Origin of the sequence: Brevundimonas kwangchunensis (genome assembly GCF_039523815.1) — a bacterium.
GTDB classification, from domain to species: Bacteria; Pseudomonadota; Alphaproteobacteria; order Caulobacterales; family Caulobacteraceae; genus Brevundimonas; species Brevundimonas kwangchunensis.
On sequence record NZ_BAAAGA010000002.1, the window covers coordinates 249,117 to 269,781 of the forward strand.

Below are 20,665 nucleotides of genomic sequence, written 5' to 3' on the forward strand. Positions count from 1 at the left end.
GAATTTCGGGCGGCGTCAGTGCTTCCCACGACCGGCGCGCTCGGCTAGGTCAGCCGCACGGGGCCCCGTAGCTCAGCTGCATAGAGCAAGGCTTTCCTAAAGCCGAGGTCGGAGGTTGGAGTCCTCCCGGGGTCGCCACATCCACAGCATTCGGTGATGCAGGCGCGGCTGCGCGATCAGGAGCCGCGGCGTTGCTCGATCGCGGCGGGATCAACGTGGGGCGTTGAGACCGGCGGCCGCGCCGGTGCGGCGATACACATCGCCGGCTCCGCGAAGGCGCGCGCTTCGCCGATGGCGGTCCAGGCCCTTTCGAGCAGGACTTCGCTCAACGGTCCGTACCGATCCTGCTCCATGCCCCGACGCCTCCCCCAGCCCGAAACGGTATCATCGGCTCGGGCGCCGAAGGAATGTCCGCGCGTCGCAACCTTTGAGACGAACAGACAGGCCTGCAAGGACGTCAGGGCTGCTCGGCCCCGATCCGGCTTCGCGCCGTGATTCACGGGATGTTCGGGAACGCCGGGTAACCCCGTCATGCGGAGGGTGGCATGAAGCATCTCGATACATTGGGCGCATTGCTGTCGGCGACGGCGAGGGAGCGGCAAAAACAGGTTCCGATCCGGGTCCTGCTGGCGTTGCTGGTGTCATGGGCCCTGTTCGAGGCCGGGCAGGCGGGCTGGATCCTGCCGTGGCTCGGCGCGGTCGCGGTGATCCAGGCCTTCGAGATCCTCGCCATGTTCCGCTTCAGGCGGGCCGAGCGGGTGCCCGCGCGCGTCGATGTGCTGCTGGCTCTCTCCTCGACCTTCGCCATGGCCGCGTTGTTCGCCGGTACGGCCGTGGCGATCTGGAACGTCGACGGGCGCGGGCTGCAGGGCTTCGCCATGTTGATCATCGCCGGCGGGCTGCTGACCAATGTGGCCTCGGGCATCGAGGCCCGCTCGATCTTCTTCGTCGGCGCAACGCCCTATCTGATCGCCCTGATCGCCATGCCCGTCATGGCGGTGCTGGGCTCGACCGCAGGCGATCCGGTGCTGACCAGCCTGGGTTCGCTGCTGTTCATCGGCGCGATCCTGAACGTCTACTGGCGCGTCCACGCCGCCCGCGCCGCCGAGCTGCGCGCTCTGGGCGAAGCGGAACGGCGCGTGCAGCAGGCCGAGGGCGCCATGGCCGACCGCGCGGCGATGGCCGCCATCATCAGCCACGAGCTGCGCACCCCCGTCAGCGCCATCCAGGCCGGCGCCCAGGTCATCCGCGACGACGTCGATCCGGCGCAGCGCGAGGACACCGCCGACCTGATCATCGACGCCAGCGCCCTGATGACCCGGATGCTCAACGACCTGCTGGACCACTCCAAGATGGAAGCCGGGGCGATGTCGCTGGAGACGCGCGATTTCGAGCTGTCGACCCTCGTCTCGGACACCGAACGCTTCTGGCGCGCGCAGGCGTCCCACAAGGGGCTGCAGTTGTCGGCGACCGCGGTGGCCGAGGGGCAGTGGCTGAAGGGCGACTCCTATCGCCTGCGCCAGATCCTGAACAACCTGATGTCCAATGCCATCAAGTTCACGGCCAGGGGCCGCATCGCGCTTGAGGTGGCGGTCGAGGCGCAAGGGGCCACACGCGACCTGCGCATCACCGTCCGCGACCAAGGCGCCGGCATCTCGCCCGAGGCCATGGACCGGCTGTTCACGCCCTTCGCCCAGGGCTCGGCCGAGGTCGCCCGCACCTATGGCGGCACCGGGCTGGGCCTGAAGGTCAGCCGCGATCTGGCGCGTTTGATGGAGGGCGACCTGACGGTGGTCAGCGAGCCGGGCCAGGGCGCGGCCTTCACCCTTTCGGTGCGCCTGCCCGAGGGCGTGCCGACCGCCGTCAGCGCCGCCCCGGAGCCTTCGGCCGAGCTGCGTCCGCGCCTGCGGATCCTCGCGGTCGACGACCACGAGATCAATCGCCGCACGCTGGCGCTTGTGCTGCAGCCGCTGGGCGTGGACCTGTCGACGGCTTCGGACGGCCAGCTGGCGCTCGATCTGCTGGGGAAACAGGCCTTCGACGTCGTCCTGATGGACGTGAACATGCCGGGCATCGACGGCAACGAGACCACGCGTCGCCTGCGTGCCTCGGGCGGCCCCAATGCGACCGTGCCGGTCATCGGCTTCAGCGCCGGCACCGAGCCCGAGCAGGTCGCCGCCTGCCATGCGGCGGGCATGACGGACTGGCTGGCCAAGCCACTGGAGCCGGGCAAGCTCTACGAGGCCCTGCACCGCGCGACGCGTCCCGTGACGACCGAGGCGGTCGCGGCGGCCTGAGCGTCTGCACGGCTTCTGCACACGGTTTCCGCCAAGGTTCCTTTCGCGATCCCGCGTGAGTGAACCCTGACCGGCGACAACGACCTCCCATCGAAGGGGAGGTCCCATGCTTCACACACAACCGTTCAGCCGAAGCGGCTTCTGGTTCAAGGTCGCGGCCGCGGTCGTCATCACCGCCGTCGCCGACTGGCTGATCGTCAGCCAGCAGATCGTCGGCGCCATCGGGCCGCTGGCCCTGCTGTGGATCGGCGGGGTGGTGCTGGTCCGCCCCGGTCTGCGCAAGGATCCGAGAGCGCTTCCGGCGCTGGCGGCGGCGGGGGTTTTCGCGCTGGTGCTCGCCGATCGGCCGGGCCTGCTGGCGGTCTTCCTGTTCGGCCTGATGCTGGGCGTCGCGGTGCTGTCGGCGCGGGTGAAATCGGGCGAGCCAGTCTGGCGCTGGGTGCAGCGGTTCGTGGTGCTGGGCTTCGGCGCCGTGTTCGGTCCGCTGCTGGATCTCGGTCGGCTGGGCAGAGCGGGCCGACGGACGGGCGTGCGGCTCAAGGTGCTGTCACTGCTGGGGCTGGTCGTCGTGCCGCTGGCCGGCGGCGCGATCTTCCTGACCCTTTTCGCCAGCGCCAACCCGATCATCCAGCGCGTCGTGGAGCAGATCCGGCTGCCGCATCTGGCCCCGGATCTGGGTGTCCACATCGTCTTCTGGGGCGCGGTGCTTGCGGCGACGGGAGCGACCTTCCGCCCACGCTGGCGGCGTCGCCTGATCGGCCTGCCGTCCTTGCGTGGCGCCGGTGTGCCGGGCCCGGCCGCGGCGACCATCACCCTGTCGCTGGTCGTCTTCAACGCCGTCTTCGCCCTGCAGAACGGGCTGGATCTGGTCTTCCTCTGGAGCGGCGCGCCCCTGCCCGACGGCGTGACCCTGGCCGAGTACGCCCATCGCGGCGCCTATCCGCTGGTCGTCACCGCCCTGCTGGCCGCGGCCTTCGTGCTGATCGCCCTGCGGCCCGGATCGGAGACCGCGCGTCGTCCGCTGGTGCGGGGGCTGGTTACCGTCTGGGTCGGACAGAACCTGCTGCTGGTCGCCTCGTCGATCCTGCGAACCGCCGACTATGTCGAGGCCTACGGCCTGACCCGCTTCCGCCTCGCGGCCATGATCTGGATGGTGCTGGTCGCGGTCGGCCTCGCCCTGATCTGCTGGCGATTGCTCAAGGACCATGACGGCCACTGGCTGATCGACGCCAATGTGAAGGCGCTGCTGGTGGTGCTGGCGGTAGTCAGCGTGGTTGATCTGTCGGCCATCACCGCCGCCTGGAATGTGCGTAATGCGCGGGAGGTCGACGGGACCGGCGCGGCGCTGGACCTCGGCTATCTGCGCGGCCTCGGCGCCCCGGCGCTGGTGTCGCTGGTCGAACTGGAGCGGACCACGGACAATCCTGTGCTGCGCGACCGGCTGGCGGCGGTGCGGGTCGACATGATCCACCTGCTGGAGCGCCAGCAAGGCGATATCCGCAGCCACACATGGAGGGACGCGCGGCGACTGGAGAAGGTCCGGTCTCTTCTGGCCGATCGCCCGCTGGCGCCGCCCAAAGCTGGCGACCGCCAGTGGGACGGCTTCATCGCGCCGCCACTCATGCCGATGCCGGCACCGCCCATCGCGGTCCCGCCCGTCGCTGCACCGTTGACCAACGCCCCCGGAGTCTGAACATGGCCATCATGCAGCGCACCGTTCTGGTGGTCGACGACGACCCGCATATCCGCGACCTGCTCGTCTTCGCCCTGGGCAAGGCGGGACTGGCCACGCGCGAGGCCGCCGACGGCGAGGCCGCGCTGGCGGATCTGGAGGCGCATCCGTCCGATCTGGTGATCCTGGACATCAACATGCCGCGCATGGACGGGCTGGAGACCTGCCGCCGCATCCGCAGCCAGGGCGATCTGCCGGTGCTGTTCCTGTCGTCCCGCGACGACGAGATCGACCGGGTGCTGGGCATCGAGCTGGGCGCCGACGACTATGTCGTGAAGCCCTTCAGTCCGCGCGAGGTCGTGGCCCGCGTCGCCGCCATCCTGCGCCGTAGCGCCCGCACGCCCGCGCCCCTGCCGTCCGGCGCGGTCACCCACGGCCGGCTGGCGCTGGACGCCGAGGGCTGGCGCGCGTCCTGGGACGGCGCCGAGGTGCCGCTGACGGTGACCGAGTTCTCCATCGTCCGCGTGCTGGCGGCCCAGCCGCGCATGGTCTTCACTCGCGACGCCATCATCGACCGCGTCCACGGTCCCGGCTTCGCCATGACCGACCGCACCATCGACAGCCACGTCCGCAACCTGCGCGGCAAGTTCGCGGCGGTCGGCGGCGGCGACGTGATCGAGACCCGCGCCGGCCTCGGCTATCAACTCGGTCCCTGTCAGGGCATGGCCGGGTGAGCGAGCGCCCGCCGGGCCGGTTCCGCCTGTTCGTGCGCCGCCACTGGCCGGCGCTGCGGCTGCGCACCATCCTGCTGTCGGTCCTGATCTTCGCAGGCATCCTGCCGGGGCTCAGCGCCATCTTCCTGCGGGTCTACGAGAACGCCCTCGTGCGCCAGACCGAAGCGGGACTGGTCGCCCAGAGCGCGGTCATCGCCGCTGCCGCGGAGACCATGTGGCCCGGTTCGGTCATGGTCTCGCCCCCGCCGGTCGAGGTGCGTGAGGCGCCCGGCTACTACCAGCCGGAACAGGCGACCATCGATCTGGGCTCGACCCCCGTGCTCGCGCCCCGTCCGGCCGCGCGACCGACCCCGACCGCAGCCGATCCCGAGGCCGTTCAGGTCGCTGCCCGGGTCGAACCGATCGCGGCGGAGGCCTCGCGCACGACCCTGGCGTCCATCATCCTGCTGGACCGGCAGGGCATCGCCCTGAACGGCTATGCCAAGGGCGGCGCATGGGGCGACCTGCCCGAGGTGCAGACGGCGCTGTCCGGACGGCCCGAGACGGTGCTGAGGCGCAATGCCTCCTACCGCCAGCGCTATTCGATGGAATGGGTCAGCCGCGCCTCGGCCCTGCGCATCCATCACGCCCGGCCCATCGTCGTGAACAGTCAGGTCGAGGGGGTGGTGCTGACGTCGCGCTCTCCCCGCGCCCTGTTCCGCGGCATGTATCAGGACAGGATCAAGATCGGATTGGGCATCATCGGCACGCTCGGCTTCCTCGCCTTCCTCGCCGTGCTGGTCTCGCGGGGAATCGCCGGGCCAATCGAGGCGCTCAGCCGGGCGACGCGGGAGGTCGCGTCCGGCGGCGGCCGCGTGCCGCTGCCGTCGTCCACAGCCGCGGTCGAGATCCGCACCCTCTACGAAGACTTCAACCGCATGGCCGAGGCGGTGGACCGCCGCTCCCGCTACCTGCGCGACTTCGCCGCCGCCGTCAGCCACGAGTTCAAGACCCCGTTGGCCGGCATTCAGGGCGCCGTCGAACTGCTGCAGGACCACGACGACATGGAGCCGGATCGCCGCCGGCGCTTCCTCGACAACATCGCATCGGACAGCCGGCGCCTGTCGGCCCTCGTCACCCGGCTGATGGATCTGGCGCGCGCGGATATGGCGCGCCCCGAGGCGGGCCTGTCGGTCGATCTTCGCCCGGCTGTGCTGAAGGCCATGGACGCGCGATCGCCGGCGCTGGAGGTGATCAACGCGCTGCCGGCCGATCTTCCGGCCGTGTCGGTCCCCGAAGCCACAGTGGAGATGGTCGTCTCGACGCTGCTGGAGAACAGCCGTCAGGCCGGTGCGCGGTCGGTCCGCATCTCGACGCGCGAGGCGCCGGGCTGCGTGATCCTGTGCCTGACGGACGATGGTCCGGGCGTGACCCCGGCCGACCGCCTGAGGATCTTCGAACCCTTCTTCACCACCCGGCGCGACCAGGGCGGGGCCGGGCTGGGCCTGTCGATCGCTCGCGCCCTTCTGGCCGCCAACAAGGCGACGCTGGATCTGGCGCCGTCAGCAGCGGGCGCGGTGTTCGAAATCGGCCTGCCGATCGCCGACGCCTAGCGCCACTTCGATCCGTCGCCGTGCTTGCCGATGCTCTCCCACTCTGGCGGAGCCGCCTTGTGCACGAACTGCTCGGAGACCAGCCAGCCTTTCAGCGGGCGCAGCACCGCCAGGCAGGCGAGGGTCAGCAGGGGCATGGTGACGACGAAATGCACCCAGACCGGGGGATGAACGGTGAACTCGAACCACATGAACAGGCCCATGCCGACCACGCCGACGATGCTCATGCCGAAAAAGGCCGGGCCGTCCGCCGGGTCTGCGAAGCCGTAGTCCAGACCGCATTCGGGGCAGTTGTCGCGGATCTTCAGGAAGCCGCGCAGCAACGGGCCCTCGCCGCAGCGCGGACAGCGGCAGCGCAGGCCGGTCTTCAGGGTGCTCAGCGGCGGATAGACGGGCTCGGTCATCGGACGTCCGGTTACACAGGCTCGACCGCATGTCGGCCTCGACGACCCTGACCGCAACTGGACGTTTTGTCCCGGCCTGAAATCACGCGGGTCACCAACCGTTAACCGCGTTTAAAGGCCGTCGCGCGAGTGTGCGCGCGTATGTCCGGGGCCCGTCACAGCAAGCGCATCCTCAGAACGACCGTGGCGGCCGCCGCGGCCGGCGCTGTCGTGCTGGCTCCGATGGCTCCGCTGGCGCAGGAGGGCGTGGGGCCGGTCGATCCGGTCACAATCCGCATCGGCGCCAATCCGACCTTCACCCGCGTGGAATTCGCCGGCGTCATCGGTGCCCGCTCGCAGGTTCGCCGGCAAGGTCAGCAGGTCATCGTCCGCATCGGCACCACGGCCGCGCCCGATGTCTCGCGCCTGCGGGTCGATCCGCCGCCGGGCGTCACGGATGTCGAGACCCGCTCGGTCCGGGGCGGCACCGAACTGGTCCTGACCCTGGCCGAAGGCGCCGACGCCCACAGCGGCTCGGCCGACGGCGCGGTCTATCTCAACCTGTATGCGAAGGCCCCTGAGGGCCAGCAGCAGGCCGCTCCTGCGATCACCCAGGCAGTGGCGGTCACCTCGCAGGCGACCAGCGATCGCGTCGCCCTCAGCTTCCGCTGGCCCACGCCGGTCGGCGCGGCCGTCTTCCGCCGCGGCGAGGCCGTCTGGGTGGTGTTCGACACCAAGGCCCGGCTGGACATGTCGGGCGCCAGCGCACTCGGTCCGGCGTCCCAGGCGCACTGGACCGCCGGCGCCGACCACGTCGCCGTTCGCCTGTCGGCCCCTGAGAACCTGCCGGTCTCGGCCAGCAACGACGGCGCGACCTGGACGGTCACCATCGGCGGTCCGGCGGCCTCGGTCGGCGGCGTCAGCGTCAATCGCGACGACACAGGCGAGCCGACGCTGGTGGCCAACATGGCCGGCGCGACCAAGGCCGTCTGGCTGACCGATCCGCTGGCCGGCGACCGCTTCGCCGCCGTCACCGCCCTGGCGCCGGGCAAGGGCTTCGCCGACCGTCGCCAGACGATGGACATGACCCTGCTGCCTTCGGCGCACGGGTTAGCCATCGAGACATCGGTCACCGATCTGGCCGTGAAGGCCGATGGCGACCTGGTCACCATCACCCGCCCCGGCGGCCTTCTTCTGTCGCCCCCGTCGGCCCAACTCGACGCGGCCCCGGCCGAGGCCGGCGCGCCCACGAAGGCGCGCTTCCCCTCCCTGATCCTCGCCAACTGGGCGGATGCCGGTCACGCCGGCTTCTCGGCCCGTTATCGCCAGCTGCAGGACGCCGCCGCCGCAGAGGCAGCCGCCGCCGCCGGCAATCCGCGCGCGCCGATCGAGATGCGCATGGCGCTGGCCCGCTTCCTCGTCGGATCGGGCCTGAACTACGAGGCCATCGGCGTCCTGAACGCCATCATCGCCGAGGCTCCGAACATGGCCGGCGAGCCCGAGGTGCGCGGCCTGCGCGGCGCCGCCAGGGCCAGCATCGGCCGGTTCGAGGAGGCCTCGGCCGATCTCGCCTCCGGCGCGCTGGCCGGCGATCCGTCCGCCGCCGTCTGGCGCGGCTACATCGCCGCCAAACAGGGTGACTGGGCCGCCGCGCGTCAGGCCTTCTCGGCCGGAGCCGGCGCGGTCGACGACTTCCCGCCCGAATGGCGCGCCCGTTTCGGCGCGGCTCATGCCGAGGCGGCGCTGGAGAGCGGCGACCCGGCCGCGGCTCGCGCCCTTCTGACCTATGTCTTCAGCCAGAACGCGCCAGCCGTCGACCAGCTGGCCGCCCGCACCGTACAGGCGAAGCTGTTCGAGATGGACGGCATGAGCGACCGCGCTCTCGCGGTCTACACCGCCGTCGGCCGTGCGCCGCTGGACGGCGTGGCCGTGCCGGGCCGTCTGGGCGCGATCCGTCTGTCGCTGGCCAAGGGCGCGATGAAGCCGGACGCTGCGGCGAAGGAGCTGGAGAGCCTTCGCTATCGCTGGCGCGGCGACAAGACCGAGCTGGCGGTCATCCGTCAGCTGGCGTCGCTGTACCAGTCGCAGGGGCTGTACCGTGAGGCCCTGACGGCGCTGGCGGCGTCGGACAACCTCAACCGCCTGCCGGGCGCGTCGGATCTGGTCGCCGACCGCGACGCCATCTTCCGCATGCTGTTCCTCGAGGGCGGAGCGGACGGTTTGCAGCCGGTTCAGGCGCTGGCCCTGTTCTACGATTTCCGCGAGTTGACCCCGATCGGCGCCGATGGCGACGAGATGGTCCGGCGCATGTCGCGGCGTCTGGTCGACGTGGATCTGCTGACCCAGGCGGCCGAGCTGCTGAAGTATCAGGTCGACAACCGGCTGGAGGGCGTCGCCAAGGCCCAGATCGCGACCGATCTGGCGACCATCTATCTGATGAACCGCCAGCCCGAGCAGGCGCTGCAGGCCATCTGGAGCTCACGCACCACCCTGCTGCCGACGGCGATGAACGCAGAGCGCCGGGCGCTGGAGGCGAGAGCTCTGATGAACCTCGGCCGCTACGATCACGCGCTCGAGGTGCTGGAGAGCGACAGCTCGGCGGCTGCGCGCGCCGTGCGCGCCGAAATCTTCTGGAAGCAGGAGAACTGGGCCGGGGCCGCGCTCCTGTACGAAGGCCTGCTGGGCGATCGCTATCGCAACACCGCCGCCCTGACCGCGGCTGAGGAAGCCAACGTCATTCGGGCGGGGATTGCGTACTCACTGGCACGGGATGGCGTCGGTCTCGGACGGATGTCGCGCAACTACCGCCAGTTCATTCCCAACGCCCGGTCGAAGACGGTGATGTCGATCGCGCTGGACGACGGCACGGGCGGCGCGGCGACGGTCGGCGACTTCGCCGCCCTGTCGGCCTCGGCGGACACCTTCGCCGGCTGGGTCGGAGCGATGAAGACCGAGTTCAGACAGAAAACGGGCGGGAACCGCCCAGCGGCTCCCGCCCGTCCACAAGCTCCGGCGGCGGCCCCTGCAGCGAGGCCGGCCGCCTGATCTTTCAGGGATCAGCCGTTGACGGCGTCCTTGAGCGGCTTCGACACGCGGAAGCGCACGGCCTTCGAGGCGGCGATCTTGATGGTCGCGCCGGTGGCCGGGTTGCGGCCTTCACGGGCGGCGCGAGCGGCGGTGTCGAACACGCCGAGGTTCGAGATGCGGACGTCGCCGCCAGCGATCAGCGACTTGTGGATGTTCTCGACGATCGCGGTCAGGACGCGGCCGGCGTCGGCTTGGCTGACACCCGCGTCCTTGGCGACGGCGGCGATGAGTTCGGCTTGAGTGGTCATTGTGGGTCGTTTCCCGATTGAAGTTCGCTCCGAGACTCAGGAGCGATGACGACCGGATCAACGCCGCTTTTTTCGCGGTTGGCAAGCGGCTTTGGCGCTGAAAGCCCCACGGGGTGGGGAGTTATCCCGTTCCGGACGCTCTCTGGAAGCTCTCGACGAGGCTCCCGGCGACCAGTCTCCAGCCGTCCACGAGCACGAAAAAGATCAGCTTGAAGGGCAGGGAGACAACCACCGGAGGCAGCATCATCATACCCATGGACATGAGCACGCTGGCGACCACCAGATCGATCACAAGGAACGGAACGAAAAGGAGAAATCCGATTTCGAAAGCTCGCTTCAGCTCGCTGATCATGAAGGCCGGAGTGACCACCCGCAGGGGCAGTTCGACCGCGTTGGCCGGGGCCTCGATGTTGGACAGGCGGACGAACAGGGCGAGGTCGTCCTGATCGACCTGACCCAGCATGAAAGTCTTCACAGGTTCTGATGCCGCATCGAAGGCCTGGGGCAGCTCCATCTGCTGATCCATCAGCGGTCGGATGCCCGAATCATAGGCGTCCTGCCACGTCGGAGCCATGACGATGGCGCTCAGGAACAGGGCCAGGGACACCAGAACGGCGTTCGGCGGCGACTGCTGCATGCCCAGCGCGGTCCGCAGCAGGGACAGCACCACCACGATCCGCACAAAGCTGGTGGTCATGATCACGATCGACGGCGCCAGCGACAGGACGGTCATCAGGCCGACCAGCTGGACGACCCGCTCGGTCAGCCCCGCGCCAGTTCCCAGATCGATGTTGATGGCCGAGCCCGCACCGCCCGCGGCCACTTCTTGCGCCAGCGCCGCCAGCGGCCAGATCAGGCTCAGGGCGGTCACCAGCAGCGACAGCAGGGCCGCGCGCTTCAGTTCCGCGCGTGAGGGCAGGGCGAAGACGCCCTTCAGGCTCACTTGGAAGCTCCCATGCCGGCGCCTGGGCCGCGCGGTTCGATCAGCTCGCGGCCCTCGCCGAGGATCAGCAGGCGCTCCTCGTCATCGATCTTCACCAGAACCAGCCGCCGGGCCGGATCCAGCACCAGGGTCTCGACCACCTGCATGCGGCGCTCGCCGCGCTCCGCGCTCAGCTTGGCCATCAGCTGCGGCGCATAGCGACGCGCGGCCCATGCGGCCAGGCCGATGATGCCGAGGGTGAAGGCGAGGGCGAACATGGCCCTGAGAAGATCGAGGAAATTCATGCGCGCGGCCCCGCCGGTGAACTGGTTCCGGCGGCTCACACTCGGGCAGTCGTGGTTAACGGCGCGTTGAGATAACTCCTCATTAACCATGGGGGCGGCATTTTCTGCCGATCGATTTTGGGCGATCCGCGCCCGGAGCATCGGACCCGTGGGCTTCAACGACCTGCCGCTACTGGGCCAGATCAAGGGCCGCCTGTCCTGGCTGGACGAACGCCAGCGCGTGATCGCGCAGAACGTGGCGAACGCCGACACGCCCGGCTACGTCGGTCGCGACCTGAACCAGCCGACCGACTTCGCCGCCGCGCTTCGCGCAGGGACCGGCGATGTGCGGATGACGCGCACGAGCGCCATGCACATCGCCCCGGCCGGCCAGTCGACCTCGCGCTTCGACACCACCTCGGCCCCGGACTCCGAGACCACCCTCGACGGCAACTCGGTCGTGGTCGAGGAGCAGATGCTCAAGATGGCCGAGAGCCGCATGGCCTATGACGCCGCCATCGGCTTCTACCAGAAGTCCATGGCCATGCTCCGTATGGCGGCCAAGGTCCCGGGTCGCTGATCGATGAAGGGAAACGCCGATGCCTGATCCCGTCCCGCCCCGGAACAACGCCATGGCCGTCGCGGCCAGCGCGCTGAAGGCCCAGCAGTCGCGCATGCGCGTGATCGCCGAGAACATCGCCAACGCGCAATCGACTGCCCAAGTCGCTGGCGGCGAGCCCTATCGTCGGCAGATCCCGGTCTTCCAGGCCCGCGAGATCGACGGCGCGACCGGCGTGACCCTCGCCGAGGTCCGCCCGGACGCCTCGCCGTTCCGGACCGAGTACGACCCGTCCCATCCGGCCGCCAACGCCGAGGGCTATGTGCTGCGCCCGAATGTCGACACCCTTGTCGAGGCCATGGACATGCGCGAGGCGCAGCGCGCCTACGAGGCCAACCTGAACGTCATCGAGACCGCGCGAACGATGGACACGCGCACCCTCGACATCCTGAAGCGATAGGGATTAGCCGATGAACCCCTTGATGGCGGCCAAGGCCTATGCGGCGACGCAGGGCGTCCAGATGCCTGCGGCCCCGGCCGCCAGCGTGGGGCAGTCCGGCTTCGCGGAAATGCTGTCCGGCGTCATGAACGACATGACGACCCAGTCGCGCGCCGCAGAAACCCAGATGGCCGCCTCGGTGCAGGGGCAGGGCAGCCTTATCGACGTCGTCACCGCCGTCTCGTCCGCCGAGGCCTCGCTGGAAACCGTCATGGCGGTCCGCGATCAGGTGATCCAGGCCTATCAGGAAATCATGCGGATGCCGATCTGACGGCGACTAGCCTGTCGGCGCCCGGCCCCTGAGCCACTGCGACAGCACCCATTTCTCGCCCGCAGTCGGCGGCAGGCCGGCATGACGCGTGCGCGGATCGACCCCGCCTTGCGGCAGGGTGTTGGCCCACATCAGCGCATCGCCCTTCTTTCCGCGATGGCGCAGTCCGCCCGCCTCGAACGCGGTCTCCCCGCCCTCGTAGTCGTCGTTCAGATAGACCAGCAGTGTCGCGATCCTCTGGCCGCGTGACGCCAGATCGGCGGCATATCCCGGCTCGTCAGGGTTCAGCCAGTCGACGTGCCAGTCGAAGGTCTGGCCGACGCCATAGTGCAGCACCTGCGTCCATTCCAGCCCGGGCACGGGCAGGCCCGCGATGCGCGCGATCCGCTCGCGGACGAGGGCCATGGTGACCGTCATCCGTTCCAGCCCGATCTGGCTGGCGGAGTTGGTGCGGATGTCGTTGCGCAGGCCGTCGCCGGTCGCCGGGTCATAGACCAGCGCCGGCCGCGTCTCCTCCCGCGCCTGATCCATCAGCCAGTCGCACACGGACGGCGGCAGGAAGTCCGGCACTGTCAGGATCGCCGGGCCGGCCATCAGGGCGCGCGGGCGCGGAGGCGTGAGCCACTGGCCGAGGTCCGGAAGCGCCGCCAAGGCCGCGCGATCGTCGCCGGCCGGCTCATGCCCCTGCGCCGCCGCCCGTTCCAGCAGTCGCAGCGCCTCCGCCCAATCCTGCCGGACCCACAGCCCCATCGCCGTCAGCACCGCCAGACGGTGCGACGCCACGCCGTCGCCTTTTGCCGAGACGGCGTGCAGTTCAGCAGGATCGAAGGTCAGGTCGTCTGTGCTCACGCTGAACTTCTAGGACCGAGCCGCGCGTTCCGCCAAGCTTACGGCGAATTCACGGTTCGGCGAGCATCCGCTGAGGTCATAAGAGGCCTCTGACCTGAACAGTCCGCCCGGAGAGCCCATGACGTCCCGCCTCGCCACAACAGCCGCCGCCTTCGCATTTCTGGCCGCCGCCCTGCCGACCCTCGCCGAGGCGCAGGGCGCGCCCCGGCCCGTCGTGCTGGTCCGCGCCGGAAACCTGTTCGACTCCGAGGCGGGGCGCATGGTGGGCGCGCGCGACATCCTGATCCGCGGCGAGCGTATCGCCGAAGTGGGGGAGGGGCTGGCCGCGCCGGAGGGGGCGACCGTCATCGATCTGCGTCGCTGTTCGGTGATCCCGGGCCTGATCGACGCCCACACGCACCTGTTGCTGGAGCAGAGAAGCGGTGAAGGCCTGTCCGACGTCGCCGCGCGAGACCAGGCGGTGCAGGGCGACGTCTACCGCGCCCTGACCGCAGCCGGTCGCGCAAGAGAGTATCTGGACGCCGGCTTCACCACCGTGCGCGATCTCGGCAACTCGGGCCGGTTCCTCGATCTGATGCTGGAGCGGGCGGTGAATGACGGCCGGGTGGCCGGACCGCGCATCTATGGCTCGGGCCCCGGACTCGCGCCGGCCGGCGGGCAGATGGAGCCGATGCCTGGCGATCCGCACGATCTGGTCAACGGCGAGTACCGCATCGTCACCGGGGTCGAGGACGCCCGCGCCGCCGTGCGCGAGGCGATCGCCCGCGGCGCCGATGTCATCAAGATGTACCCGGAGGCGACACCCCAGCGCACACGCCTCTCGGTCGAGGAGATCGCCGCCATCGTCAGTGAGGCGAAGCGCCACAACATTCCCGTCGCCGCCCACGCCACCAGCGACGCCTCGATCCGCGAGGCGGTCGAGGCCGGGGTGACCTCCATCGAGCATGCCTACGAGATCTCCGACGAGACCCTGCGTCTGATGGCGCGCAAGGGGGTGTGGCTGGTGCCGACCGATCCCTCGCTCGAGATGGCGCTGGAGTTCACCCGCAGCTGGCCGCAACAGCCCCCGCGCGAGGAGGTCGACCGCCATCTGCAGGGCGGGCGCGACCGTCTGATGCGCGCCCATCGCGCCGGCGTCCGCATCGCCCTCGGCTCCGATCTCTACTTCCCGTATGCGCCCGGCCGCGGCGCCGGATCGCGCGGAACGATGGACGGCTATGTCGAGGCCGGCCTGACGCCGACGCAGGCGCTCCAGTCCGCCACATGGGAAGCGGGCCGGATGCTGGGCGACGATGGTCTGGGCGTCGTCCGTCCGCGCGCCTTCGCCGATCTGGTGGCGGTCGACGGCGACCCGACCCAAGGCCTCGGGCCGCTGCGCACGCCCCGCACGGTGATGAAGGGCGGTCGCGTGGTCGCCGGCTCGCCGGACGGCTGCGGCGGCTGACGGGAACCGGATCGCGGCGCGAGGCGCTGGCTCTCCAGCCAAAAGGGAGAGCGCCATGCTCAGGGACCGCAACTCGTCCGCCATCGTCGCCGTCAGCGACCTCGCCCGCGCCCGGGCCTTCTACGAGGACATCCTCGGCCTCATGATCGAGGCCAGCAGCGTCGAGGACGGCTTCCTCAGCTTCCGCACCGGCCAGACCTCGCTGGGCGTCTATGCCTCGCAGTTCGCAGGGACCAACAAGGCCAATGCCGTGACCTGGGAGATGAAGGGCGACATCGTCGACGTGACCCATGATCTGAAATCGAAGGGCGTGGTCTTCGAGCACTATCCGGACATGCCGGGCACGCTGAATGGCGACATCCACGAGAACGGCGACATGAAGATGGTCTGGTTCAAGGATCCGGACGGCAACATCCTTCACCTCGTTCAGGGCATGTAGGGCTTCAGCCCTCCAGCGACACCACCGGCTGACGCACCTCGATCCGGCGACCGCGACGCGACTTCAGCCAGTCGCGGATGCGGTTCTGGATCGGCGTGTCGATCACGTGGTGGAACAGCCAGGCGAAGACGAAGGCGGCCGCCACGCCCGCGAACCACAGCGCCCACTGGACGGGCGAGGACAGGGCGTATTTCGCGATCAGCACATTGGCGACGCCGAACCAGGCGATGCGCACGACCTCGTTGGTGATGAACATCGAGAACGAGACCTGCGCGGCCTTCTCGACCCATTTCGACGGGCGCGGCGTCGGCGTGGCGCCGGCGGCCAGGATGATGGTCGAGATGCAGGCCAGCGAGATCAGGGCGTGCTTGTCGAAATACTGCACGAAGGCCAGCAGGAGGGCGGCGCCGATCCCGGCCCACCCGGCGAGACGCGGCGAGATCCAGACCTTCTGGGCAAACCAGGCCAGGCACATACCCAGGAAGAACAGCGGCAGGGCGCGGAACAGGCCCAGGCCCATCGGCATCTGATAGACCGGGTATCCGAAGACAGCCCAGGTCAGCTGATTGGCCAGCAGGTACAGGCCGACGCCCAGAGCCAGCACGGTCCACGGCCCCAGTCGGATCAGGCCGCGCAGGATCCAGGGGAAGGCGAGGTAGCAGCCGATCAGGGCCGAGATCGACCAGCTCGGCGCGTTCCAGCCATAGCCGCCGGGAACGCCATAGGCCTGCGTCAGGGTGATCTGGGCCCAGAACTGATCCCAGGCGAACCATTCCGGCGCACGGGGCGCGAAGCCCAGCATGCCGCCGCCGACGACCAGCACGACCAGCGAAAGCCCCATGATCAGGTGCGCCGGCACGACGCGCAGATAGCGTTTCAGGAAGAAGTCGCCCGGCGACATTCGTCCGCCCGCGACCGAGGCGCCATAGACGCGCATCAGGACGTAGCCGCTGTCGATCAGGAAGAAGTTGGTCAGCAGGAAGCCGCCGCGCTCGAACACCGGATGCAGGCCCTCGGCCAGCGGCACCGGGGCCGACATCTGGAAGTGATGCAGGATGATCAACCCGGCCACAATGAAACGCAGGGCGTCCAGCCACCCACCGCGGACGATGGGAAGTGTCTCGTTTCGGGTCGAAATTGCTGTCCAGGCCACGGCAAAACTCCTTACGGAGCTGCTCGTCGCAAGGGTCGGGCCTGAAACGCGGCGCGATTGCGGCGGTCAGCGCCGCGTCAGCCGCAGGAACTCCTCGCGTGTCCGCGGGTCGTCGCGGATCACGCCGCTCAGGTGACTGGTGGTCAGGCTGGCTCCCGGCGCATTGACGCCGCGCAGCGTCATGCAGCTGTGTTCGGCCTCGATGACCACGCCCACGCCCTGCGGACGCAGCACCTCCTCGATCGCCAGGGCGATCTCGGACGTCATCTTCTCCTGGATCTGCAGGCGACGGGCGAAACCGCGCACCACGCGAGCCAGCTTGGAGATGCCCACGACCCGGTCGGTCGGCAGATAGCCGACGTGCGCCACGCCCACGACCGGCAGCATGTGATGCTCGCAGGCGCTGACGAAGCGGATGTCCTTCAGCACGACCATCTGGTTGTAGCCGCCGACCTCCTCGAAGGTTTTTTCCAGATACTGGCGCGGATCGACGTCATAGCCCTCGTAGAGCTCGCGATAGCTGCGCGCCACGCGCGCCGGCGTCTCAAGCAGGCCCTCGCGGTTCGGATCGTCTCCCGCCCATTCGATCAGGGTGCGGACGGCGGCTTCGGCGTCGGCCTGGGTGATGCTCGGCTTGGTCATGGCGGTCCTATAGCTCTCCCTCCCCTTCATGGGGAGGGATGTCGGAGCAATAGCGACGACAGGGTGGGGTTCGTAATCGCGCCCACCGCTCCCCACCCGTCTCGCTTCGCGAGCCGCCCTCCCCATGATGGGAAGGAGAAGCTCGCCTATCGAAGGGCCCAGTTCGCTGGGTCGAGAACTTCAGGGGGCGGAATGACATCGGCCGCAGACAATCTCCTCCTCACGGTCTGGCGCGCCTCGAGTACCGTTCTGCTGCCGCGGACATGGGTTCGCTCGGCGAGAAGGTCGCCGTCCGCAGTGCGGCAATCGAACCTCGCGTAGTCGTGAAGGCCCGGCGTCATGTAGAGCCATTCGCACCGCTCGCCCGCGATCAGGAGCGGCGCATCTTCCGCGGGAACGGGCGGGGCCATCGGTATGGATGGCTCCTCGCTGGACATTGTCAGCAGAACGTAGCGGCCCTCGCTGTCCCGTTCGAACCTGAGGTGGAAGGGCGCGGCAGAGGAGGTCACGACGAACCCGGAATGATCCTCGAGACGTTGCAGGCTTCCCAGACGTGTGAACCGTTTCTCCACGCGGAAACGATCGGTCCTTTTGTTGTCCATATCGACGATGCTGCCTTCCCCCGACTCTGGCAGCGGATCTGTCGCCCAACGACCGGGATCAAGGAGGTCGGGCGGGGGCGTGACCAGTTCGGCGGCGACCGGTTCCCGGACAAGGCTGATGGCGCGTCGTTCGCTGCGATAGCCCCTCGGATTTTCGTATCGCTGCCACAGCTCTATGCCGTCGTCCGTGATGCAGCTCAGCCACCAGGCGTCCGAAGGATACGACATGACGCGCGAGGTTATGTCCCAGACTGTGCAGCTCTCACCCAGAAGATGATCGACCTCGCCCGTGGGTCTCGCTGCATCAGAGCTTGTGGGACCACCGCTTGCGGCTCGCATGAAGAGGCGGGTGTAGCGTCCGTCTTCTCCCTGATCGAACGATACCGCGAGCGGGGCCGTCAGGCTCACGAGATAGGCCGATGTGCCATGGATGTCGCTCTGTTCGATCCGGGCCCAGTCGCCATGTCGACGAACGACGCGCCGCTCCTGCCGTCCTGCGCTGTCGCCGACCATGACCACGACATGGTCCGGAGATGCTCGCGGCGCGAACGGCGCCCGCTCGGCGTCCCGTCCCTCGACCCATGGTGAGGGGGCGTATCGGGACGGCGTCTGTGCCGAACAGGCTGCGATGCCTGCCCCAAGGGTCGCCGCGCTTAGCAGGATCGGAATCTGGATCATGGATGGTGGTCCCCTCGCTCCAGTGTGCGATCCCTGATTTCAACGCCGGGTTACCTGGCAAGGTTTACGGTCACTAACGCCCTGTTAACCACGCTCCCGGCATTTCTTGCCCGGTATCGGCTGCGCGTGTTGCGGCCTCTGGAGCGTGGCATGAACGGCACGGAAGTTCTGGATGTGGGTCGTGACGCCCTGTGGCTGACGATCCAGCTGTGCGCCCCGATCCTGTTGGTCGGGCTGGTGGTCGGCGTGGTCATCGGCCTGTTCCAGGCCCTGACCCAGATCCAGGAGCAGAGCCTGGTCTATGCGCCCAAGATCATCGCCATCTTCGTTTCCCTGCTGCTGTTCCTCCCGTTGATGGGCGCGCTGCTGGGCGGGTTCATGAGGACGATCGCGGCCCGCATCGCCGGCATGTAGGCGAGTGGAGGCCTGGGCCACATCGGAGCAGGTCTGGCAGGGCGCGCTGATCTTCGCACGGATCGGCGCGGTGTTGCTGATGCTGCCCGGCGTCGGCGAAAGCTATGTCCCGCCGCGTGTCCGCCTGTCGCTGGCCCTGATGATCTCCCTCGTGCTGTGGCCGGTGGTGGCCGGCGGCCTGCCCGCTCTTCCGGCCAGCCTCGGTTCGATGGTGGGCTGGGTCATCCGCGAGGTCGTCGTCGGCCTGATGATCGGCGCCCTGTTGCGCAGCTTCCTGACGGCCCTGTCGACGGCCGGCGAGATCGTCTCGCTGCAGACGACGCTCGGCTTCGCCCAGACCGCCAACCCGATGCAGGCCCAGCCGGGCACGACGATCTCGGCCTTCCTGATGCTGCTGGGCACGACCCTGATCTTCGCGACCAACACCCATCACCTGTTCATCGCCGGGCTGGTCGGATCGTATGAGCTGATCGCACCGGCGCGCCCGCTGGTCACCGGCGACTTCACGGCGATGGCGGTCAAGACGCTGGGCGACAGCTTCATGCTGGGCGTGCAGCTGTCGGCGCCGGTGCTGGTCTTCGCCCTGATCTTCAACCTCGCCTCGGGACTGGTCGGCCGGGTCATGCCGTCGTTCCAGATCTTCTTCGCCGCCGCCCCGCTCAGCGTGATCCTGGGGCTGTCGGTCTTCGCTCTCAGCCTCGGCGTGCTGGGTACGGTCTTCATCGACCGCTACCGCGCCCTGGCCCAGGTCTTCGCGGGAGGCGCCGGTGGCTGAAGGCGCCGATCCCGAGTCGAAGACAGAAGAAGCCACCCCGCGAAAACTAGAAGACGCGCGGAAAAAGGGTGATGTCGCCAAGTCCATGGACGTCGGCTCGGCCGCGTCCCTGCTGGGCGCGGCGGCTGTGGTGCTGGGCGCAGGCGGCTTCTTCGCGACCTCGATGGCCGAGCAACTCCTGCCCTTCATCGCCGCGCCTCACACCATGCTGGGCGGGCTTGAGGCCGGTGCGGGCGTGGAGATCGGCGCCCAGGCGGTCTGGACCGTCGCGCCCTTCCTTGGGGCTGTGGCTCTGGCCACCATCATCGGCGGGGCGGGCGGCAGCATGGCCCAGTCGGGTCTGATGTTCACGCCGGACAAGCTGAAGCCCCAGTGGGATCGCGTCAGCCCGATGGCAGGCTTCAAGCGCATCTTCGGCCCGGACGGTCTGTTCCAGTTCGGCAAGACCTTCCTGAAGCTGATCGCCGTCGGCGTGATCTGCTGGTTCGTGCTGAAGCCGCATACGCGAGAGTTCGAGAACCTCGCCGCCATGTCGCCGGCCGCGATCCTGCCGCTCTCGCGTGACCTCGCCATCGCCCTGATGGGAGCGGCGATCATCTTCCTGGCCTTCACGGCGGGCGCCGATTTCCTCTGGCAGAAGATGCGCTTCGCCAAGCGGATGCGGATGACCAAGGAAGAGGTCAAGGAGGACTACAAGCAGTCCGAGGGCGACCCGCACGTCAAGGCGAAGCTGAAGCAGATCCGCGCCCAGCGCAGCCGCAAGCGGATGATGCAGGCGGTGCCCACCGCGACCGTGATCGTTACCAACCCGACCCACTATTCGGTCGCCCTGCGCTACGAAAAGGACGATCCGGCCCCGGTCTGCGTGGCCAAGGGCGTCGACGTCCTCGCCCTGAAGATCCGGGAAGTGGCGCGGGAACACTCGGTGCCGATCGTCGAGAACGTGCCGCTGGCCCGGGCCCTGTACGCGACCGTCGAGGTCGACGAGGTCATCCCGCGCGAGCATTTCGAGGCCGCCGCCAAGGTGATCGGCTTCGTCATGCAAAGCCGCAAGAAACGCTGATCCTTCAGGCCCCTTAACGCGGCGTTTACCACGCGCCCGGCATTTTCTGCCCAGCGGG

Annotated in this window: 21 protein-coding genes and 1 tRNA gene; 14 read left to right on the top strand and 8 right to left on the bottom strand. The window is 68.9% G+C overall.

What is annotated here, in order from left to right:
- The first annotated feature begins 61 nt into the window (after positions 1 to 61).
- The 5 genes from ABDZ95_RS06160 to ABDZ95_RS06180 all read left to right on the top strand — a co-directional run bounded on the left by ABDZ95_RS06160 (position 62) and on the right by ABDZ95_RS06180 (position 6,295).
- Positions 62 to 138: transfer RNA gene (locus ABDZ95_RS06160), tRNA-Arg, on the top strand.
- A gap of 407 nt (positions 139 to 545) precedes the next feature.
- Positions 546 to 2,297 carry an ATP-binding protein gene (locus ABDZ95_RS06165; protein WP_343791762.1) on the top strand — a complete coding sequence of 584 codons (1,752 nt, stop codon included), beginning with the start codon at positions 546 to 548 and terminating at the stop codon, positions 2,295 to 2,297.
- Positions 2,298 to 2,403: 106 nt separating this feature from the next.
- Positions 2,404 to 3,990 (top strand): DUF4153 domain-containing protein, encoded by a 1,587-nt coding sequence (locus ABDZ95_RS06170; RefSeq protein WP_343791764.1) that lies wholly within the window; start codon positions 2,404 to 2,406, stop codon positions 3,988 to 3,990.
- A 2-nt stretch (positions 3,991 to 3,992) separates the two neighbouring features.
- Complete coding sequence (locus tag ABDZ95_RS06175) at positions 3,993 to 4,703, top strand: response regulator (protein ID WP_343791766.1); 711 nt, start codon at positions 3,993 to 3,995, stop codon at positions 4,701 to 4,703.
- On the top strand, positions 4,700 to 6,295 hold the full coding sequence (locus ABDZ95_RS06180; RefSeq protein WP_343791768.1) for a sensor histidine kinase: 1,596 nt from the start codon (positions 4,700 to 4,702) through the stop codon (positions 6,293 to 6,295). Before ABDZ95_RS06175 ends, ABDZ95_RS06180 begins: the two co-directional genes overlap by 4 nt.
- Here the strand turns inward: ABDZ95_RS06180 and ABDZ95_RS06185 are convergent.
- Complete coding sequence (locus ABDZ95_RS06185) at positions 6,292 to 6,699, bottom strand: DUF983 domain-containing protein (protein ID WP_343791770.1); 408 nt, start codon at positions 6,697 to 6,699, stop codon at positions 6,292 to 6,294. The genes ABDZ95_RS06180 and ABDZ95_RS06185 overlap by 4 nt on opposite strands.
- A 183-nt stretch (positions 6,700 to 6,882) precedes the next feature.
- On the opposite strand from ABDZ95_RS06185, the gene ABDZ95_RS06190 reads away from it, so the two are divergent.
- On the top strand, positions 6,883 to 9,723 hold the full coding sequence (locus ABDZ95_RS06190) for a tetratricopeptide repeat protein (RefSeq protein WP_343791772.1): 2,841 nt from the start codon (positions 6,883 to 6,885) through the stop codon (positions 9,721 to 9,723).
- Positions 9,724 to 9,734: 11 nt separating this feature from the next.
- Here the strand turns inward: ABDZ95_RS06190 and ABDZ95_RS06195 are convergent, their stop codons facing one another.
- The 3 genes from ABDZ95_RS06195 to ABDZ95_RS06205 all read right to left on the bottom strand — a co-directional run bounded on the left by ABDZ95_RS06195 (position 9,735) and on the right by ABDZ95_RS06205 (position 11,240).
- Positions 9,735 to 10,013, bottom strand: a complete 279-nt coding sequence (locus ABDZ95_RS06195) for an HU family DNA-binding protein (RefSeq protein WP_343791774.1) — start codon at positions 10,011 to 10,013, stop codon at positions 9,735 to 9,737.
- Between the two features lie 121 nt (positions 10,014 to 10,134).
- A complete protein-coding gene (gene fliP, locus ABDZ95_RS06200; protein WP_425542973.1) occupies positions 10,135 to 10,956 on the bottom strand; it encodes a flagellar type III secretion system pore protein FliP in 822 nt (273 codons plus the stop codon).
- Positions 10,953 to 11,240 (bottom strand): FliO/MopB family protein, encoded by a 288-nt coding sequence (locus tag ABDZ95_RS06205; RefSeq protein WP_343792285.1) that lies wholly within the window; start codon positions 11,238 to 11,240, stop codon positions 10,953 to 10,955. The genes fliP and ABDZ95_RS06205 overlap by 4 nt, the downstream gene beginning before the upstream one ends.
- 148 nt (positions 11,241 to 11,388) lie before the next feature.
- Between ABDZ95_RS06205 and flgB the strand changes: the two genes are divergently transcribed.
- From flgB to fliE, 3 genes are read left to right on the top strand one after another with little or no spacing between them, the layout of a single operon-like run.
- Positions 11,389 to 11,799, top strand: a complete 411-nt coding sequence (gene flgB / locus ABDZ95_RS06210) for a flagellar basal body rod protein FlgB (protein ID WP_343791776.1) — start codon at positions 11,389 to 11,391, stop codon at positions 11,797 to 11,799.
- A gap of 19 nt (positions 11,800 to 11,818) precedes the next feature.
- Entirely contained in the window at positions 11,819 to 12,238 is a 420-nt protein-coding gene (flgC, locus tag ABDZ95_RS06215; RefSeq protein WP_425542975.1) for a flagellar basal body rod protein FlgC, read from the top strand.
- 10 nt (positions 12,239 to 12,248) lie between these two features.
- Positions 12,249 to 12,548, top strand: a complete 300-nt coding sequence (fliE, locus tag ABDZ95_RS06220; protein ID WP_343791778.1) for a flagellar hook-basal body complex protein FliE — start codon at positions 12,249 to 12,251, stop codon at positions 12,546 to 12,548.
- 6 nt (positions 12,549 to 12,554) lie between these two features.
- On the opposite strand, the gene ABDZ95_RS06225 is transcribed toward fliE, so the two are convergent.
- Entirely contained in the window at positions 12,555 to 13,397 is an 843-nt protein-coding gene (locus ABDZ95_RS06225) for a 2OG-Fe(II) oxygenase (RefSeq protein WP_343791780.1), read from the bottom strand.
- Positions 13,398 to 13,515: 118 nt separating this feature from the next.
- On the opposite strand from ABDZ95_RS06225, the gene ABDZ95_RS06230 reads away from it, so the two are divergent.
- Both ABDZ95_RS06230 and ABDZ95_RS06235 read left to right on the top strand, forming a co-directional pair.
- Positions 13,516 to 14,841, top strand: a complete 1,326-nt coding sequence (locus tag ABDZ95_RS06230; RefSeq protein WP_343791782.1) for an amidohydrolase family protein — start codon at positions 13,516 to 13,518, stop codon at positions 14,839 to 14,841.
- 55 nt (positions 14,842 to 14,896) lie between these two features.
- On the top strand, positions 14,897 to 15,280 hold the full coding sequence (locus tag ABDZ95_RS06235; protein ID WP_343791784.1) for a VOC family protein: 384 nt from the start codon (positions 14,897 to 14,899) through the stop codon (positions 15,278 to 15,280).
- Positions 15,281 to 15,284: 4 nt separating this feature from the next.
- Here ABDZ95_RS06235 and ABDZ95_RS06240 read toward each other — a convergent pair whose 3' ends face one another.
- From ABDZ95_RS06240 to ABDZ95_RS06250, 3 genes are all read right to left on the bottom strand, one after another.
- On the bottom strand, positions 15,285 to 16,433 hold the full coding sequence (locus tag ABDZ95_RS06240) for an acyltransferase family protein (protein ID WP_343791786.1): 1,149 nt from the start codon (positions 16,431 to 16,433) through the stop codon (positions 15,285 to 15,287).
- A 66-nt stretch (positions 16,434 to 16,499) separates the two neighbouring features.
- Positions 16,500 to 17,075 (bottom strand): GTP cyclohydrolase I FolE, encoded by a 576-nt coding sequence (gene folE, locus ABDZ95_RS06245; protein ID WP_343791788.1) that lies wholly within the window; start codon positions 17,073 to 17,075, stop codon positions 16,500 to 16,502.
- Between the two features lie 146 nt (positions 17,076 to 17,221).
- Positions 17,222 to 18,355, bottom strand: coding sequence for a hypothetical protein (locus tag ABDZ95_RS06250; RefSeq protein WP_343791790.1), 1,134 nt, complete (start codon positions 18,353 to 18,355; stop codon positions 17,222 to 17,224).
- Between the two features lie 150 nt (positions 18,356 to 18,505).
- Between ABDZ95_RS06250 and fliQ the strand changes: the two genes are divergently transcribed.
- From fliQ to flhB, 3 genes are read left to right on the top strand one after another with little or no spacing between them, the layout of a single operon-like run.
- Positions 18,506 to 18,769, top strand: coding sequence for a flagellar biosynthesis protein FliQ (fliQ, locus tag ABDZ95_RS06255; protein ID WP_343791792.1), 264 nt, complete (start codon positions 18,506 to 18,508; stop codon positions 18,767 to 18,769).
- Positions 18,770 to 18,773: 4 nt separating this feature from the next.
- Positions 18,774 to 19,544 carry a flagellar biosynthetic protein FliR gene (fliR, locus tag ABDZ95_RS06260; RefSeq protein WP_343791794.1) on the top strand — a complete coding sequence of 257 codons (771 nt, stop codon included), beginning with the start codon at positions 18,774 to 18,776 and terminating at the stop codon, positions 19,542 to 19,544.
- The gene (flhB, locus tag ABDZ95_RS06265) at positions 19,537 to 20,607 is read left to right on the top strand and encodes a flagellar biosynthesis protein FlhB (protein WP_343791796.1); all 1,071 of its coding nucleotides are present in this window, start codon (positions 19,537 to 19,539) and stop codon (positions 20,605 to 20,607) included. The genes fliR and flhB overlap by 8 nt, the downstream gene beginning before the upstream one ends.
- Positions 20,608 to 20,665 lie beyond the last annotated feature (58 nt).